This is a genomic window from Parabacteroides sp. AF27-14 (assembly GCF_003635425.1).
Lineage (GTDB): Bacteria > Bacteroidota > Bacteroidia > Bacteroidales > Tannerellaceae > Parabacteroides > Parabacteroides distasonis.
Genome location: NZ_QTLZ01000002.1, coordinates 342149 through 361138 on the forward strand (window position 1 = coordinate 342149; position 18990 = coordinate 361138).

The following is an 18990-nucleotide window of genomic DNA, read 5'->3' on the forward strand; positions in this document are numbered from 1 at the left end:
GTTGTTGGCTATGAGCTTGATGTGGATGATGCGTGTGTTCGTGAAATATTTTTATGTAAGCACTTTTCGTGTGGCTAAGGCGGAACGAGCCTTTATCTATGGCGTGAAGCAAGGTGGGGTGAGTTTGGCGAAGAGTATCCAGAATCAGGATCCGGCCCGGTTTGTGCTGGCAGGGTTTATCTCGGATCTGACAGAGATAGGGAATCGGTATTTAATGGGAGTCAAGGTTTATCCGAATAACGAGGATTTGATTGGTGTGATGAGAAGGCTGCAAGCCGATGTTTTGTTGGTATCTCCCTTAAAGGTTGAGGCGATCCGGAATAATCAGGAGATGGTGGACAGGCTGATCAAGGCGAATATAAAGATCTATATGACTCCTGCCGCCCAAGAGTGGGACGGGAGGAGCGACTTGAACCATACCCAGCTGCGGGAGGTGAATATAGAGGACTTGCTGCCCCGTGATAAGATCGAGATAGACTTGGAGGCGGTGAGGAAGCAGCTTACCGGTAAGCGGATTCTGATAACAGGAGCCGCCGGGAGTATCGGCAGCGAGATCGTGCGGCAGGTAGCCCAGTTCGCCCCGGAACGTATGGTCCTGATAGATCAGGCGGAGACTCCCTTGCACGATGTCCGCTTGATGATGGCTCGTGGGTGGCCGGATATAGAATCCTATACGGTTGTGAGCGATATTTGTGTACGTGAACGCATGGAGGAATTGTTCGAGGAGCATCGTCCGGATTACGTGTTTCATGCCGCGGCTTACAAGCATGTACCTATGATGGAGGATAATCCGGAGGAGAGTGTCCGCAACAACGTGGACGGTACCCGGGTGATCGCAGACTTGGCGGTGAAATATGGCACGAGGAAGTTTGTGATGGTATCGACCGACAAGGCGGTGAATCCCACGAACGTGATGGGCTGCTCGAAACGTATTTGCGAGATCTACGTGCAGAGCTTGGATCAAGCCATCAAGGATGGGAAGGTGAGCGGTCGCACGCAATTCGTGACGACTCGTTTCGGCAATGTGCTGGGATCGAACGGTTCCGTGATCCCGTTATTCAAGGAACAGATCAAGCGGGGCGGTCCTGTTACGGTGACGCACAAGGATATCATTCGTTTCTTCATGCTGATACCGGAGGCTTGTAAGCTAGTCCTAGAGGCCGGTACGATGGGTAATGGGGGCGAGATCTTCGTGTTCGATATGGGTAAACCTGTACGGATCGTGGATCTGGCTGAGCGTATGATCCGTCTGAGCGGGGTGAAGGGAATCGAGATCCGGTTCACGGGATTGCGAGACGGGGAGAAATTGTATGAGGAGGTACTCAATGAGGAGGAAACTTCCAAGCCTACTTTTCATCCGAAGATCAAGATCGCCCAAGTTCGTGCGTATGATTATGCTGACGCCAATCTGCGGATTGATGCCTTGGTACATGCTTGTGCCGTGGAGGGGGATATGCAGATCGTGAAGCGGATGAAGGAGATTGTTCCCGAGTTCAAGAGCCAGCATTCTAAATACGAGGTTCTGGATAAATGAATTGTAGAAAAATAAATAAGATGTAGAAAGAAGGTCTCTCATTGCGGGGGGGCCTTTTTTTGTGATATAAGCGTTGCCTTTGAGATAGTATTTCGTATTTTTGCTCATACAATTTAATTAGTGTTGTTTGTGATAAGATGAAGGAATGAGTATGGTACGAATAAGAAAGATATTGCTGGTTGTTGTGTCTGTGTTGGTCGGGATCTTTTTCATACTTCCCTTGATCGGGGTTGGTATACTGAAATGGGCGGTCTTACCTCCGGAGAAGCTGACACCGCTGGTCGTAGAAAAAACAAACGAATTCATAGAGGCGCACTTGGAATGTGAGCGGGTGGAGTTGACTTATTTCGAGACGTATCCTTATCTGGGAGTGAAGTTGACAAATGGGCGTTTGATCTCACATCAGGCTGAGGATTCTATAGAACATCAGGAGGATTTGATGATTCCTTCGGATTCTTTGCTGTCTTTCAAAAAAGCGATCGTCGTATTTAACCCTACGGATTATCTGTTTAGCGGGAAAGTGACGATTCCTCGGGTTATCATGGATAGTATCCGTTTTTATGGTTATGTGAATGAGGAGGGAAAGGCGAATTGGGAGATTTATCAAAGTGAGATGGATTCGGTAGATGAATCATCGTCATCTCCATTGCCTAAAATAGATTTGCAGCAAGTGCATATTACGAATGGGCATTTTGTCTATGATGACCGCCAGCAGGATTTATATACGGCGATCGATGGTTTCTTTTTACATATAGATGGCCTTTTGACCCAACGAGGGAATAAGTTGGATGTGGAGACCGGTTCTTCCTCGATCGTATTCCGTAGCCCGTCTTATTCTTTGGCGAATAAGTTAGCGTTACGCTTCAAGGGACGTTTGTTGTTGGCTGACGGACTTCGCCGGATTGGGTTGAGGGACGCGGAGTTGCTGGTGAATAACCTGCCTTTTACGGCGGATGGCTTTATGGTGCCGGCTACCGAGGATAATCCGTCACGGATCGATATGACTTTCGGGTTGAAGGTTTCCGATATGAATGATCTCTTACATTTTATTCCGGATGAATATTTTAAGGATCGGGATAAAACACTTGCTGAGGGACGTATTATTTTGGAAGGGGATATCCGTGGAGAATTAGGGGATAGTATCGTTCCGACCGTGAACTTATGCTGCAAGATAGAGGATGGTTCTTATCATGTAAAAGGTATTGAACAGGGGATCGATACCTTGCGCATGGACATGGATTTACATTTGAATGGCGCTTACCCGGATTCTTCTTATGTCTCTTTGGAGGAGCTGACATTGATCGGGTTGAATACCTCGCTGACCATGAGTGGCGAGGTTAGGGATATCTGGAGGAATCCCGCGATTCGGGCGGAGATGAAAGGGCAGGTCGATTTTACCCGTTTGGCTAAAGAGTTCTTGAATCCCGACACACTGCTGCTGGAGGGTACCATGATGGCTGATTTATCTACGGTGTTTAAGGTGGATGATATCGTGAATAGCCGCTTCGCCAAGGTCAAATCATCCGGCAATTTGACGGTTGATCGCTTCAAGGCGTTTAGTAAGCCGTTAGGCGTGGATATGTATATCGCTGGGGCGAATCTGTTTGTAGGATCTACGGAAAATGAAAGTAAATATCTGAATGCGAAAGGATTGTTGAGCGCTAATCTATCGGTGGATACCTTGAATATAAAGTATAAGGATGAGATCAGTACGAATATCGGTGGATTGAAGATGGTAGCCAATACGACGCCGGTTATTGATACAACGGCTGTTATCCCTATGACCGCAGGGTTGGAATTTGATCATTTACGCACCAAGTTGCCGGATTCTACCTGGATGGTGGCCGGTAAGACCGTGTTGAAAGGGGGCATCAAGGCTTCTTCTACAGATAAGCGGATCCCTATGGCGGGAGCTACGATCTCGGTGGATACCTTAAAATATATTCTTATCCCTTTACGGACGGGTATGGTTCTGACGGAAAGCCAGTTCTCTTTGGAAGCATTACCTTATCGGCAAGCGATCCGTCAACAACGTGAACGCCGTATTGCCGCCGGTGATACCTTGCGCAGGCGCACGCGGACCACCCGAAGGGCGAATAGACAGCGGTCGCAAGTGGATTCGGTCGCTTCCTCAAACAGTGTCTTACGCCAATGGGAGGCTCGGGGACAAGTGAGGTTTAAGCAATTGAGGGGCTTTAGCCGCTTATTCCCCATTCCGATGTATATTGATGAGACAAGCGTGAAATTCAATACTAACAATATGACGTTGAGTGGTGCCCGCCTGCATTTAGGAAAGAGCGATCTTACTTTGAGCGGAGAGCTTAGCGACATCCGGCGGGCCATGCTACGGGGAGGAAAGCTGAAAGCGAATTTCGAGTTGGAATCCGATCTGATCGATTGTAACCAGTTGATGCTAGCTATAGGTAAAGGTTTGCAGTTTTCTGATCAATTGGCATCCAATTCGGTTGGGGCCTTCTCGGAAGACAGTATCTCCGTACTGGAGACGGATCATCTATTAGCGAATACCGTGGATAGTGTCGCTACGGATTCGATCTCTCAACTATTTGTCGTTCCGAAATTCTTGGATCTGACGCTTCATACAAATGCTAAAAAAATAGATTTTAAGGATCTGAAGTTGGAGGATGTGAAAGGTGAGGTTGTAATCCGGGATCAAAGTATCAATCTGAGCGATTTATGTATGAGTTCGAATATCGGCTCCGGAGATTTGACGATGGTTTATACGACTAAGACGGATCAAGAGGCTACGATGGGATTTGAGTTGTCTTTAGATGATATTTTAGTGGAACGGTTAATCAGTCTATTCCCGGATATCGACACATTGGTCCCTATGCTTCGTTCCTTCGAAGGCATGGTAGATTGCCAGATGACGGCGACTTGCAAGGCGGATTCTACGATGTCCGTGTTGCTGCCGTCTGTAAATGCCTCTTGCTACCTGAGCGGAAAGAATATGGTGCTGCTGGATGGTGAGACATTTACCGAGATATCGAAGACGCTGATGTTTAAGAATAAGAAGCGGAATATGATCGATAGCATAGCGGTAGATTTAGCGATCCATGATAACAAGATCGAGGTATTCCCATTCTTGGTGGAGATGGACCGATATAAAGTAGCCGTAGGAGGAACGCATAATTTGGATATGACGTTCGATTACCACCTCTCGGTTTTAAAATCGCCGGTACCGTTTAAGCTGGGTATCGATATAAAAGGGAATCTGGATGATTTCAAGTTCAAGATAGTGAAATGTAAATATAAAGATTTCTTGAAACCTGCCAAGCAAGCGGAACTGGATAGTACCCGCAGGAATGTGCGTGAGGAGATACGCGAGACGATCCGGAAACAAATAAGAGAGGCCGCTCCCGAATTAGGAAACAGCCTCTCTGAGATTCATCCACATACACACGGTCACGTTGAGGAATCAACGTGATCCATACATTTGCTCGTAATATTTCATGTAATCTCCACCGGTGATATCCTCTACCCATTTTTGGTTCTCAAGATACCAACGGATGGTTTTTACGATACCGACCTCGAAGCAGGTCTCTGGTGTCCAGCCTAATTCGTTGGTAATCTTCGTCGGGTCGATGGCGTATCGTTGATCATGGCCCAGACGGTCTTTTACGAATGTAATCAAGCTGTCGTTGATCCAGTCGATAGAGATTTGTCCATCGGCACCGATCTCTTTTTTCTTTAATACTTGGCGATATTCCGGTTGTTCGGTCATTAGTTGATGGATCGTCCGGATCGTGAGTTTCACGATCTCGATGTTCTGCTTCTCGTTATGACCGCCTACGTTGTAAACCTCTCCCACACGCCCGTGGTGGATTACGGCGTCGATCGCCTTGCAATGATCCTCTACATATAACCAGTCGCGTACGTTTGTGCCGTCACCATATACAGGTAGGGATTTACCTTCCAATATGTTCTTTATGATTAAGGGAATCAATTTTTCCGGGAAATGGTAAGGTCCGTAGTTGTTGGAACAACGGGTAATAGATACCGGCATCTTATATGTCTCGTGATAAGCCTTTACGAATAAGTCCGCGCTTGTTTTGGAGGCGCTGTACGGGCTTCGGGGATCTAAAGGCGTGGTCTCGTGGAAATACCCTTCGGAACCTAGGCTTCCATAGACCTCATCGGTAGAGACTTGATGGAAACGTACACCTTCACGCCATACCGGATAACCTGTCTCGGCCTTACCGGTAACCCATGCTTTTCGTGCGGCGTCCAATAGGTTTTGTGTACCGAGGATATTGGTTTGCAGGAATAGCTGGGGATTTTCGATGCTTCGGTCCACATGACTTTCAGCGGCGAAGTTCACGACATAATCGAAGTTGTATTTCTCGAATAGCTGGTCGGCCAAGGCACGGTCGCAAATATCGCCTTTCACGAACTCGCAACGTACTCCATCGATATTCTCGGCGATGGTGCCTAAATTACCTGCGTAAGTCAGCAAGTCTAGGACAACGATCTTGATATCGTCATATTTCGCCAGCATGTGTTTGATGAAATTGGCACCGATAAAACCGGCGGCGCCGGTAACTAGGTAAGTTTTCATATCTGTACAGTGTTTAGTATTTGAAATTAAGCTCAGCGTCTTTCAGCGATGGAGCTTTGGTGTCTTTCTCGGATAGGTTGATCGATTCCGGATCCGTGATGCCCCAATCTACATGGACCGTGGGATCGTCATAGCGGATTCCCCGTTCATGCGTCGGAGCATATGGATTATCTACTTTATAGGTAAAGATAGCCTCGTCACTTAATACATGGAATCCGTGGGCGAATCCCTGTGGAATGAATAACTGGCGTTTATTCTCGTCCGATAACTCTACAGCTACATATTTGCCGAATGTGGGCGAGCCTTCACGTACGTCTACGGCTACATCCAATACCCGTCCTTTGATCACCCTGACTAATTTAGATTGAGAATAGGGCGCTAGCTGATAGTGTAATCCTCGTAATACGCCTTTAGAGGAGCAAGATTCGTTGTCTTGCACGAACTGGATTTTTCCGATATGCTCCTCGAATTCCGCTTGCTTAAAAGCTTCCATAAAGTATCCGCGCGCATCTTTCAATACCTTTGGCTCAATGATCCATACGCCCGGTATTACAGTTTCTGTATAAGTCATTTTTTCGTTATTTATCTATTTGATAGGCAAAGGTAAGCTCATTTTCTCTACTTCTATAATATTCGGAGGGAAAAATAAAAAAGAAAGGAAAAGTTTGGAAATTCCAATATTATTCTCTTTCTTTGCACTCGCAAAACGAAAGCAGTTGTTTTGTGTTGAAATTATGGTTCCTTGGATGAGTGGCTTAGTCAGCGGTCTGCAAAACCGTGTACGGCGGTTCGAATCCGCCAGGAACCTCTTGGTAATTGAGAATTCAGTATTAAGAATTGAAAATTACTTTTATTTTTGATTGATTCGGTTCCTTGGATGAGTGGCTTAGTCAGTGGTCTGCAAAACCATGTACGGCGGTTCGAATCCGCCAGGAACCTCAGAGGAAAGCCTCGAAGTTGTTTGTAATGAACGCTTCGAGGCTTTTTTTGTTTTGTCCGTCCGTAACTCTCGCCGGGTTGTCGGGCGGTTCTCTGTTTTCATGGCTTCCCTTGGCCGGATCCTTAGGGGGATTTGTGGTTTTCCTCTTGAGGTATTCATCTTCTAATGGCTGTTGCATGATTGTCCACCATCCGTTGCATGATCATGCAACAGTTGGTGGACAATCATGCAACAGATGGTGGATAATGAATATCTCAGGAGGAAAGGCGTAATAGGACAAGGGAAGATCCTTTAAAAGTATCGTGATAAGGAAGAATATTTGCCCAGTGTGTTTATGCTTCCCGAATTTATTACTACCTTTGCGCCACTCAATTAAATAATCATAATTGCATGCACGAGAAACTTATTATTCTTGATTTCGGCTCGCAAACAACCCAGCTTATCGGCCGTAGGGTCAGAGAGTTGAATATGTATTGTGAGATCGTTCCTTATAACAAATTCCCGCATGACGCTACCGACGTGAAAGGTGTGATCCTTTCCGGAAGTCCTTATTCCGTATACGACGAGAATGCCTTTAAGGCTGATTTGACCGAGATACGGGGGAAGTATCCCGTCTTAGGTATTTGTTATGGAGCGCAGTTTCTAGCTTATACATCCGGAGGTAATGTGGAACCGGCTAATTCACGTGAGTATGGACGTGCTAATTTGTCGCACATTGATGGTGAGGATGAATTACTGAAAGGGATCCATGTGGGTTCACAGATATGGATGTCTCATGGGGATACGATTACCGTATTGCCGGATAATTTCAAGGTGATCGCCAGCACGGACGACGTGAGGGCTGCCGCTTACCATGTGGAAGGTGAGCAAACGTGGGGCGTTCAGTTTCATCCGGAAGTATTCCATTCGACAGACGGTACGAAGTTGCTGGATAACTTCTTGAATATTTGCGGATGCGCCAAGGATTGGACACCGGCTTCCTTTATCGAATCTACCGTAGCTGAGTTGAAGGAGCAATTGGGAGATGATAAAGTGATCTTGGCTCTTTCCGGCGGTGTGGATTCATCTGTTACGGCCGTATTGCTGAATAAGGCGATCGGTAAGAACTTGACTTGCATTTTCGTGGATCATGGTTTGCTGCGCAAGAATGAGTTCGAGAACGTAATGAGGGATTATGAGCATTTAGGATTGAACGTGATCGGCGTAAACGCAAAAGATAAGTTCTATAAAGAACTAGCGGGCGTTACGGAACCGGAGAAGAAACGTAAGATCATCGGCAAAGGATTTATCGATGTCTTCGATGAGGAGGCGCATAAGCTGAAAGATATCAAGTGGCTGGGGCAAGGTACGATTTATCCGGATGTGATCGAGTCGCTTTCTATCACAGGTACGGTTATCAAGAGCCATCATAATGTGGGTGGACTTCCGGATACGATGAACTTGAAACTCGTCGAGCCGCTTCGTCTTCTTTTCAAGGATGAGGTTCGCCGTGTCGGTATGGAGTTGGGTATGCAACCGCATTTGATCAAGCGCCATCCGTTCCCGGGACCGGGATTGGGTATCCGTATCTTGGGTGATATCACGCCGGAAAAGGTACGTATCCTGCAAGACGCTGACGATATCTATATGTCATTGATGCGTGAGTGGGGACTTTACGATAAGATTTGGCAAGCTGGGGTAATCTTACTTCCGATTCAATCCGTAGGTGTAATGGGCGATGAGCGTACCTATGAGAATACGGTAGCTTTACGTGCGGTAACTTCTACAGACGCTATGACCGCCGATTGGGCGCAGCTTCCGTACGAGTTCCTCGCCAAAGTTTCCAACGAGATTATCAATAAGGTGAAAGGCGTAAATAGAGTCGTGTACGACATCAGCTCGAAGCCGCCTGCAACCATCGAGTGGGAGTGACATTTGTCTTAGGTATAACAAAGTGTAAAATCAATAAAATTTAAAAGTCACATGAAGCAAGATATGATTGTTATCTTGGATTTAGGTAGTCATGAGAATACGGTGTTGGCTCGTGCTATTCGTGCGTTAGGCGTTTATAGTGAGATTTATCCGCATGACATCACGGTTGAGGAATTAAAAGCCTTGCCAAACGTGAAAGGTATCATTATCAATGGTGGCCCAAACAATGTTATCGACGGTGTAGCTATCGACGTGAATCCGGGTATTTACGAGATGGGCACTCCTGTAATGGCCGCAGGTCACGATAAGGCGTTGTGCGAGGTTAAATTGCCGGAGTTTACGGATGATGTCGAGGCGATCAAGGGCGCTGTCAAGTCTTTCGTGTTCGATACTTGCAAGGCTGAGGCAAACTGGAATATGACGAATTTTGTCAATGACCAGATTGAATTGGTAAAGCGTCAGGTAGGGGATAAGAAAGTTCTGCTGGCCTTGTCTGGAGGTGTCGATAGCTCTGTAGTAGCCGCTTTACTTTTGAAAGCGATCGGCGATAAATTGGTTTGCGTGCATGTGAATCATGGTTTGATGCGTAAGGGCGAGTCCGAGGATGTCGTTGAGGTCTTCAAGAACCAGTTGAATGCCAATTTGGTGTATGTAGACGCTACAGATCGTTTCTTGAACAAGCTAGCTGACGTGGAAGATCCGGAGCAAAAGCGTAAGATTATCGGTGGTGAGTTTATCCGTGTATTTGAGGAAGAAGCTCGCAAATTAGATGGAATCGATTTCTTGGCTCAAGGAACGATCTATCCGGATATCGTGGAGAGTGGAACGAAGACGGCTAAGATGGTGAAATCCCATCATAACGTAGGCGGTCTGCCGGAAGATTTGCAATTTGAGTTGGTTGAGCCTTTGCGTCAATTATTCAAGGACGAGGTTCGTGCTTGTGGCGTAGAGTTAGGTTTGCCTTATGACATGGTTTATCGCCAGCCGTTCCCCGGACCGGGTTTGGGCGTACGTTGCTTGGGCGCTATCACTCGTGATAGACTGGAAGCGGTACGTGAGTCGGATGCGATCTTACGGGAGGAGTTCAAGAACGCCGGGTTGGATAAAAAGGTATGGCAATACTTTACGGTAGTACCCGACTTTAAGTCGGTTGGCGTACGTGATAACGCCCGTTCTTTCGAATGGCCCGTGATTATCCGTGCCATCAATACGGTAGATGCCATGACCGCTACGATCGAACCGGTTGATTGGCCTATCTTGATGAAGATTACGGATCGTATTTTGAAAGAGGTGAAGAACGTGAACCGTGTATGCTACGATATGTCTCCGAAACCGAATGCGACAATTGAGTGGGAGTAATTAGGCTTACTTATTAAACAGATATAAAAAGGCCCGGTGATTTATCTGAATCCCGGGCTTTTTATTTATATACGATAGATTCGAAGAACTATTTTAGTTCACGGATCTTGATATTACGGAACCAGATCGGATAGCCATGATCTTGCAGACCGATATAACCTTCTTTAGAAATACCTTCGGTAAAGCCCGGGAAGTTCTTGAATTTACTGTTAGCTACCAAATCATCCCACTCTTTGCTCCATAAAGTATACTCAACAACTTTCTTACCATTTTGGGTATGCGTTACTTTTCCATCTTTTACACGGATTACGATCGTATTCCACTCGCCGGCAGGATTAACTGTTTTCGGATCTGCGGGAAGCATGTCATATAGAGAACCTGCTAAGTGGTTCGCTAATTTGTTGTCGGTTGCGTCCACGTTATCTAGTACCTGTACTTCGGGAGCCGCATAATAAATAGGTTTACCGGGTACTTCGCGTACATAATAGAAGATACCGGAGTTTCCCATCTTGCTCGCTTTCCAGTCTACCGAGAGCTCGAAGTTTTTGAATTTCTTGTTCTGGTAAAGGATATCGCCATTAGCGCCTTGTCCCGGTTTCTTACCTTCGCCGGTAAATACTTTCATGGCATTGTCTTCTATAACCCAGTTTGCGGGCATAGCGGTACCGTTACATTGGCGCCATCCAGAGAAGTCTTTTCCGTTGAATAATAATTCCCAGCCAGCTTTTTTTTCCTTCTTAGTCAATGTATTCGGAGTTTGAGCGAAACAGGGGATAGCCATAGCTATGGCCGAAAGAATCAAGAATGATTTGAACAACTTTTTCATGTTACTTAAATTGTTATTAGATTAGATTTGTTAATATCATTACAAATGTAGCAATTTGCTTAATAACCCTTATGAGGATTAACGTATTTTTAATGGAAATAGGATTATTCTATTGATTTAACACATGAATCGTATGGCAAGCCACTAGCGCAGCCGTTTCCGTACGCAGCCGGCTCTCTCCTAAAGAGATCGGCTCGAAGCCATTCTCTTGAGCCAGCTTGATTTCTTCCGGGCTAAAATCACCTTCCGGTCCGATGAGGATTAAGGCATTCTCTCCCGGCTGATACGTATGTTTTAATAGTGGCTTCTCGCCTTCCTCGCAATGGGCGATAAACTTACGCCCGTCAAAGGGAGTGGCGACAAACTTCTTGAAATCTGTCATTCCTTCTAACGCCGGCAAAGTCGCTTTCTGGGATTGCTTCATGGCACTGACCAATATCTTCTCCAATCGAATCGGCTTGATCTCTTTACGCTCTGAGAAACGACAATTCAAACAGGTGATCGCATTGATCCCTATTTCCGTCGCTTTCTCCACGAACCACTCCATCCGGTCCATGTTTTTGGTAGGAGCTATGGCTATATGGAGATTGAAGTTCCAGAGATCGGGTTGTTTCCAACTCTCTAAGAGGGTCACCTCACAATGTTTGGGATGCGCCCGGCTAATAGCCGCTTTATAAAAAGAGCCTTGCCCATCCGTCAATACTATCTCATCGCCTTCACCTAGACGAAGTACCCGTATACAATGTCCTGCTTCTTCTTCCGGTAATTCCGGCTTGATAGCTATATCTGGTGTATAAAAAATCTGCATGACCATCTAATTTTCAATTCTCAATTCTCAATTACCCAAGGATCATACCAATTATAGTAGCCGATAGCACAGAGACCAGGGCTCCGCCGATCATGGCCGGTACGCCGATACGTGAAATTAATCCTCGTTTTTCCGGGGCTAATACGCCCAATCCGCCTAATAAGATACCGATAGACGATATATTAGCGAATCCGCAAAGGATATAAGTAGACATCAAGATCGATTTCTCATACATGAATAATCCGGCATCTTTCCATTGCTGCAATTGGAAATAGGCGACAAATTCGTTCAATATGGTCTTTTGTCCCAATAAAGAACCAACTAACATGATGTCTTGGCTGGGAACCCCGATCAACCACATGAAAGGAGAGGTGATTACGCCCAGTATAAATTGGAAGGTCAAGCCCTGCGCCTTACCGTCCGTAATCTTTACAATCCAGTCGTTCAGTCCGGTATAACGCCCTATCACACCTTCCGTAATATAATTCGCTAACGCTACAAGGGATATGAATACCAATAACATCGCGGCAATATTCGTCATCAACTTTACGCCGGTAACCGTACCCGATGAGATGGCATCTAGAATATTCGAGTTCTCTTTTTCCTTGCCGGAGATAGCTACATGGTCCGTGGCTTCTTCCGTCTGCGGACAAAGCATTTTCGCTAAAACGATTGAACCCGGTACTGCCATTACGGAAGCCGAGAGCAAGTGAGTGGCGAATAAAACCTTCGCCGCCGGGTCTGTTCCTCCCAACATACCTATGTAAGTACCCATTACGGAACCGGCGATCGTACCCATTCCGGATACCATGACCAAAAATATCTCCGAACGATTCATCGTCGGCAGGTAATTCTTGATCAACACAGGAGATTCTGTCATTCCCATAAAAATATTACCGGCGGCCACTAATCCCTCCGAGCCGGATATATTCATGAATTTACGCAATACCCACGCAAAGGCACCGACTACTTTCTGGATAATCCCCCAATAGTAAAACATGGAAACCAAGGCGGAGAAGAAAATAACAATCGGTAGCGAATGAAGCAAGAAACTGAATCCTGCCGCTTTAGAGGCATACGGGCCTAATAAGAAAGTAAGACCGGCATCCGTGAAGTCCATCAACTTAACAAATATCTTGCCACATCCTTCCAATAGGCTTCCGACGAACGGCACATATAAAACCGCCAAGGCGAATACGATCTGCATGAACAAACCTCCACCAACTAATTTCCAATCGATCCGTTTACGGTCATAACTCATCGCATAGGCGATACCTAAAATCGTAATGATCCCAAGCAGACCTCTTAAAAGTGAGACCAGTCCGAATCCTCCTTGTTCTCCAATCATTTGTTTGTGTCCTCCTCTTCTTCTCGACGGCGCAACTCGTCTTTATACATTTTCGCGTATTCGTAATTTTCGTCCGCTATAGCGTCTTCCAATCGCTCGTTTATTTCTTGGATATCCAATAGGCTTAACCATTTCTTTAACTGGGCTTCGTCCTTAATCTCATCCGGTTCTAATTCTAATAAATTGTCATCCTCCTCCGGTTCGTCAGCGGGGATGGACAGGGTGTCTTCCAGTACGACACCGCATTCCTTTACAATCTCCTCGGAAGTAAAGATGTCGCAATTTACGCGAAGCGCTATGGCAATCGCGTCGGAAGTACGAGAGTCCAGCTTTATCGAGCGCTCACCGTCGCTAAACTCTAATTCTGAGTAAAACACACCATCTTCGAATTTGTATATGTAGACTTCCTTAAGAATGACGTTGAAGGCTTGCGCAAAAGTGGCGAATAAGTCGTGTGTTAATGGACGAGGAGGTACGATATGCTCCAAAGCGATCGCTATAGACTGTGCTTCAGCGGTTCCTACGATGATTGGAATTCGCCGTGGACCATTTTCCTCTGCCAAAATTAACGCATAGGCCCCGGATTGAATTTGGCTGTTCGCTAATCCTTGAACCCTTAATTTTATTCTTGTACTCACAGATCTGAAATTTAAAATTGTATACAAAAGCAAAAGTAATATTATTTTCGGGATTATCGCGAATAAATGTGATTAATCACTTTCAGTGTGTTTGGGGTTAAGGGGAAGGATAATGGAAAAACGGCTTCCTTTTCCTATTTCGGACTCTACGGCGATATACCCATCGAAACGTTCGGCTATCACTTTGCAAATGGATAGTCCCAAGCCGGTACCTTTGGCGAATTCATCCAGTTTCGTGAAACGATTGAAAACGGCGTCTTGCTTTTCTTTCGGGATACCAATGCCGGTATCTTCTACGAAAATATGTACATGCCGCTCTTCCTCTCGGTATTCATAACCAATCAATATATATCCCTTTTGCGTGAATTTAATAGCGTTGCTAAGAAAGTTGGTAATCACTTGTGTCAACCGAAACTTATCCGTGGGAATGGATATGCTTTTTTCCGGTATTTGCATACGAAGTTCTACGTTCTCCGGCATTAAAACTTGGAAAGTCTGGTAAATCGTGCTTATTAATTCATTTAGAGAATATTGCTGGAAAGAGAATGACATACGGCCCGATTCGATACGGGAAAGATCTAAGATATCATTGATAAGGTTCAATAACAGATCGCTGTTCGTATTGATTAACTCGGTAAAGTTTTCCCGTTCTTCCTTACTAAGCTCGATGTCTGTGTTCATAAGATTCGAGAATCCGACAATAGCGTTCAATGGAGTCCGTATCTCATGGCTCATATTCGCTAAAAATGCCGATTTCATTTGGTCGGACTCTTTAGCCTTCTCTAAGGCTACTTCCAGTTCCTTGTTCTGTTTTACCAAATTGGCTTGCGCTAATTTCTTATATTTCTGTTCTCTGGAATATAGCTTCCATAATCCCGTGGCAACGATATTGATAAAAATGAACGCTACGCAAATGAAAGCGATTAGCTGTTTCTTGTATAGCTCATAAAAAGGGATATTGACTAAACGGGCATAAGAAGGGATCTTCTCGATAGGTATTCCCCATGCTTTTATGGTATGCCATACGAGAATATATTCCTTACTGCTTTCTTTGATCGGAATTTCTGAGACAGGGGTCCCTTTCAACACTAACGAAGCCATTTCCGCCTGTTCTCGTGCTTGTATTTCTACGGATGTGAAATAACCTCCGATGTATCGATTCCGTCTTTTAGCCGGATGATATTGAATCGGTTCGTAATGAGCGGAGAAGCTGGGATAATTGACTAATTGATAAAAAGCTTCGGAGGTATGATCGTATTTTATATCTAGATAAGTGCTTTGATCCAGAGTGCCGGACAAATTAAAGAGCAAAGAAGATCCCGGTAAAACTCGGTATGGAAGGGTATTTATTTTTGCGATACAGTTTTTTCCCGGTAGCGACCGTATCTGAGTGCCATTTTGGGTAAGGTCTATGAGCCTCTTTACAAATAGACTGTCATTTGTTCCGATTTTATCTAACTCTAGCCCCCGGATTTTAAGGCGGATTATTTCTATTTCCGGGTGTCCTTGTATTTGTTGCCAAAAGTCATTAAAGGATTTTCTTCCAAGGATTGTCCGGTCGCAAGGAATCTGGATTTGCAATACTCCGAATAATTTATGTATAAATTCTATATTCTTGATGAAGTCTTGTTTGTCGTGTAGTCCGGTAAGATTGGGGTACTTCTTTAAAAGCGACCAATTCGGATAATTTACGCCGGCGAAAACAATCGGTATTTCTTTTAGATACGGGTGTCCGCAAGCTAATAAAGAGTAGCAAGCTTGATCATCGTTTACTAATATGATATCGGGTTTAATCTCTTTGATCGAGTCAATATAATTATACATTCGGGCTATTTCGGCACTATCCAGATATTGCTCGCAATCTAGATAGAATGTATGAATCTTCGGGTTTATTTTTTGCTTATTGAATGTTCGTTCCAGCACTTCATTAAAAATCGGGTAGGTATCTTTCTTTTGCTCAAAAGAATGGATAAGCACGACTTTCTTTTCTTCTTTTTCTTGGCAACCTAGGGTTAACAAAGAGACAAGAAATATGGATATGGCAAAAATTAAATATTTATGTGTGTGTTTCATGATTCTTAATAGATAGATCTTTTGCAAAGGTAGAAGTTTTTTTGATTATCAAAGCAAAAAAAATGGTCATCCGTCACGGACGACCAATCTTCATTGCTAACCTTAAATCTAATACCATGAAAAACACGGTGCAAATATGTAGTATTTTATGTTGTACAGCATGATTTCGTGGCGTAAATCCTTGATACGTTAGCTTTATTTTAATAATAGTCCGTCCTGCTAAAGGACCGTTAACAGTTATTGCTTGCTTTTCACGTACTCATCGGCCTTCTCTTTTACCCGATCGGCACGTTTTTGAGTCTCGGGATGGCTTGAGAACATCTGCATAAACTTGGACGATTTAGCTTCTGACTCACTCAGTTGTAACAATTTATTTAATGAGTTAGACATTCCGTACGGATCTCGCCCGTTATCTATACAAAACTGGAAACCGAATTCGTCCGCCTCATACTCTTGTTTCTGGGAATATTGAGCGCCGGCCAAGGCCTGTGCCATGTCTCCCAGTTGAGAGTCGGTCAGTTTGGATACGGTTCCACTTACAGCTCCGGCGGCGTTTTTAGCGGCGGAGGTCAAGTAAGCGTTTTTCATGGCGTCTTTAGAGTCGGAATGAACGACGTGCCCGATCTCATGACCGATAACGGCGAATACCTCGTCATCGTCCATGATTTTCATCAATCCGCCACATACGCGTACACTTCCGTCTCCACAGGCGAAAGCGTTTACATCTACTACATTATATACTTTAAAATTTAAGTCTAGGCCGGAAACTTTCTTTACATTGGCGGTCAAGCGTTCCAAGCGTTGTCCCATTTCCGTATCCGGACCTGCTACCTCGTTATGAGTGTCCATCCATTGGATGTACTCTTTTGCCATTTTGGCTACATCCTCGTCGGATAGAGTAGCGGCATGCGCTACATCAGTCGCGGCATTAATCACTTTTTTCGTATTAATGGTCTTGCCGCCAATCTTGAATTGGGCGGAAACCGTTAGGCTCACTCCTGCTAAGAAAGCCAAGGACAATAAGATTTTTTTCATGTTTTAAATTAGTTAGTTGTTTGTGATAAATAATTTTCGATCTGTTGAAAAGTAGCGTCTTTCAACAATACTTTTTTCTCTTTGTTTAATAGATATAATGTGGGTATCGCTTTTAAGTCGTAGATCTCGTCGTTTTTAAGCGAAACACTTTTGTCGTATGAGTTGATCCAATCTTTAGGCATGACGGAAACATGCTCTTTCCATGCGTCCAGATCCTCGTCCGGATAAACGGCTAAGATCTTTAGTTTGTTGCTTTTTGAAAATTCATTGATCAAGAAGGACGATTCCATTTGTCTGGTTATTTCTTGACAAGCATGGCAGTCCGGATTATAGAAAAATAATAATAGATAATCCGCTTTTATATTGTATAATTTCCCGGTTTTTCCGTTCGCTAATGTGTACGTGAAATCGGTCGCAGGCGTCCCGATTCTGTTTTTTAATGCGAGCTCTAGCAAATGGGCGGGACGTATCTTTTCCACATCGCTTAATGACGAGGATTCGGTAAGATATTCCAATACCGCTATATACATTTCCTCATTCCTTAGGGGGGAGTTCGGGTCGTATAGATATTTCTCCATCATCTCGGAAAAGTACTGAAACATGGCACTGTCTTGTTCTGTTTGTTTCATCATCGCTTTTACGGAAGAAGACATAGCCACAGGCGAGACATAGTTCATCAAATCTATATAGTTGGATAATGCCTGCTCGGTCACTTGAGGTTCATGGATATAGGTCGTATCCTTGAAGTCGAATTTATCCCAATAATGTTTCACTAAATATTCGGCCCTTTCCACTGGGTCCGTGATTAAGGTGGGGACCGAGACCATTTCAAAGGTGGGTGGCGCTACATTGGATTCCTCCGTTTTTTGATTGCGTTGACCACTGCATGCGTTGACGGTCAACGTCAACAATAAAACATATAGATATTTCATATTCATTCATATATTTATGTTTCAATCCACAAATATATAGTATTTTTTTTATCTTTGTTAAATTAAAACAGCAAAAGGTAGAATATCATGGATTTTCGATTAAAAGTATTTCATAGCGTAGCTTGTAACTTAAGTTTCACGAAAGCGTCCCGGGAGTTGTTCATTAGTCAACCCGCTATTAGTAAGCATATCCATGAGTTGGAGGTTCAATATAAGACGCCTCTCTTTGAACGAACAGGTAGCCAGATCCGTTTAACTCGTGCGGGCGAGTTGTTGTTTTCGCATACCCATTCCTTATTGGCTTCGTATCGTCAATTGGATTTCGAGATGAATCTGTTGACAAATAATTTTCTGGGGGATTTACATTTAGGTGCCAGTACGACAATATCCCAATATGTTCTTCCGCCCGTGCTTGCTTTATTCATTAAGATGTTTCCGGATATACATGTATCTGTATTGAATGGGAATAGCCGGGATATAGAGTTGGCTTTGCGAGATGGAAAAATAACGTTAGGATTGGTGGAAGGGACTACCCGTCAAAATACGATGCATTATATACCTTTTATGAAGGATGAGTTAGTGGTTGTCACTCATGTAGGGTCTAAGTTGGCTGCTTATGACGAACTGACGTTGGAACAACTTTGTGCTTTGCCCGTAGTACTTCGTGAAAACGGCTCCGGTACGCTTGAGGTCTTGGAGGGGACCTTGGCAAAACACCAGATCAAACTGTCGCAATTGAACGTATTATTGCAGCTAGGTAGTACGGAGAGTATCAAATTATTCTTGGAAAATTCCGATGCTTTGGGAATTCTTTCTATTCGGGCGGTGACACGTGAGCTGATGGCAGGACGTTTGAAAGTGATAGAAATTGAGGGCTTTAAGGCCGAACGGACTTTCTCCTTTGTGGAGCCGCAGGGGCAGAACAGCGGTATGGAAGAAAGTTTCATGCGTTTTGCCAGTCAACATTGGCAATAACTTTAGGTTATTCGCTATAAAAACTTGTGAAGTAA

Annotated in this window: 14 protein-coding genes and 2 tRNA genes; 7 read left to right on the plus strand and 9 right to left on the minus strand. The window is 44.5% G+C overall.

The window, feature by feature from the left end:
• The coding region (locus tag DWY79_RS03800; RefSeq protein ID WP_233563940.1) for a nucleoside-diphosphate sugar epimerase/dehydratase at window positions 1-1534 on the plus strand (1534 nt) is incomplete at its 5' end.
• A gap of 145 nt (window positions 1535-1679) precedes the next feature.
• The gene (locus DWY79_RS03805; RefSeq protein ID WP_122368875.1) at window positions 1680-4979 is read left to right on the plus strand and encodes an AsmA-like C-terminal region-containing protein; all 3300 of its coding nucleotides are present in this window, start codon (window positions 1680-1682) and stop codon (window positions 4977-4979) included.
• On the opposite strand, the gene rfbB is transcribed toward DWY79_RS03805, so the two are convergent.
• Together rfbB and rfbC are read right to left on the minus strand one after the other, a co-directional pair.
• Window positions 4971-6110, minus strand: a complete 1140-nt coding sequence (gene rfbB / locus DWY79_RS03810; protein ID WP_121773552.1) for a dTDP-glucose 4,6-dehydratase — start codon at window positions 6108-6110, stop codon at window positions 4971-4973. The two genes, DWY79_RS03805 and rfbB, sit on opposite strands and share 9 nt — an antisense overlap.
• A 13-nt stretch (window positions 6111-6123) precedes the next feature.
• Entirely contained in the window at window positions 6124-6681 is a 558-nt protein-coding gene (rfbC, locus tag DWY79_RS03815) for a dTDP-4-dehydrorhamnose 3,5-epimerase (RefSeq protein WP_057329448.1), read from the minus strand.
• 165 nt (window positions 6682-6846) lie between these two features.
• Between rfbC and DWY79_RS03820 the strand changes: the two genes are divergently transcribed.
• From DWY79_RS03820 to guaA (DWY79_RS03840), 4 genes are all read left to right on the plus strand, one after another.
• Window positions 6847-6918, plus strand: a tRNA-Cys gene (locus DWY79_RS03820).
• A 59-nt stretch (window positions 6919-6977) separates the two neighbouring features.
• Window positions 6978-7049 (plus strand) — tRNA-Cys (locus tag DWY79_RS03825).
• 391 nt (window positions 7050-7440) lie between these two features.
• Window positions 7441-8961: a glutamine-hydrolyzing GMP synthase gene (guaA, locus tag DWY79_RS03835; RefSeq protein WP_005854975.1), complete on the plus strand. Its 1521-nt coding sequence runs from the start codon at window positions 7441-7443 to the stop codon at window positions 8959-8961.
• A 51-nt stretch (window positions 8962-9012) separates the two neighbouring features.
• Window positions 9013-10320 carry a glutamine-hydrolyzing GMP synthase gene (gene guaA / locus DWY79_RS03840; protein ID WP_122368877.1) on the plus strand — a complete coding sequence of 436 codons (1308 nt, stop codon included), beginning with the start codon at window positions 9013-9015 and terminating at the stop codon, window positions 10318-10320.
• An 88-nt stretch (window positions 10321-10408) separates the two neighbouring features.
• Here guaA (DWY79_RS03840) and DWY79_RS03845 read toward each other — a convergent pair whose 3' ends face one another.
• The 7 genes from DWY79_RS03845 to DWY79_RS03875 all read right to left on the minus strand — a co-directional run bounded on the left by DWY79_RS03845 (window position 10409) and on the right by DWY79_RS03875 (window position 17986).
• Window positions 10409-11146, minus strand: coding sequence for a DUF1080 domain-containing protein (locus DWY79_RS03845; RefSeq protein WP_005854980.1), 738 nt, complete (start codon window positions 11144-11146; stop codon window positions 10409-10411).
• Window positions 11147-11255: 109 nt separating this feature from the next.
• Complete coding sequence (locus DWY79_RS03850; RefSeq protein ID WP_005854983.1) at window positions 11256-11954, minus strand: 16S rRNA (uracil(1498)-N(3))-methyltransferase; 699 nt, start codon at window positions 11952-11954, stop codon at window positions 11256-11258.
• A 31-nt stretch (window positions 11955-11985) separates the two neighbouring features.
• The gene (locus tag DWY79_RS03855; protein WP_057327342.1) at window positions 11986-13302 is read right to left on the minus strand and encodes a NupC/NupG family nucleoside CNT transporter; all 1317 of its coding nucleotides are present in this window, start codon (window positions 13300-13302) and stop codon (window positions 11986-11988) included.
• Window positions 13299-13940, minus strand: a complete 642-nt coding sequence (locus DWY79_RS03860; RefSeq protein WP_005854990.1) for a bifunctional nuclease family protein — start codon at window positions 13938-13940, stop codon at window positions 13299-13301. The genes DWY79_RS03855 and DWY79_RS03860 overlap by 4 nt, the downstream gene beginning before the upstream one ends.
• A 72-nt stretch (window positions 13941-14012) precedes the next feature.
• Window positions 14013-16013 (minus strand): ATP-binding protein, encoded by a 2001-nt coding sequence (locus tag DWY79_RS22965; RefSeq protein WP_233563941.1) that lies wholly within the window; start codon window positions 16011-16013, stop codon window positions 14013-14015.
• Window positions 16014-16250: 237 nt separating this feature from the next.
• Entirely contained in the window at window positions 16251-17048 is a 798-nt protein-coding gene (locus DWY79_RS03870) for a M48 family metallopeptidase (protein WP_008773322.1), read from the minus strand.
• A gap of 8 nt (window positions 17049-17056) precedes the next feature.
• Window positions 17057-17986 (minus strand): DUF5106 domain-containing protein, encoded by a 930-nt coding sequence (locus DWY79_RS03875; RefSeq protein ID WP_181987544.1) that lies wholly within the window; start codon window positions 17984-17986, stop codon window positions 17057-17059.
• Window positions 17987-18067: 81 nt separating this feature from the next.
• Between DWY79_RS03875 and DWY79_RS03880 the strand changes: the two genes are divergently transcribed.
• A complete protein-coding gene (locus tag DWY79_RS03880; protein ID WP_005865024.1) occupies window positions 18068-18955 on the plus strand; it encodes a LysR family transcriptional regulator in 888 nt (295 codons plus the stop codon).
• Window positions 18956-18990 lie beyond the last annotated feature (35 nt).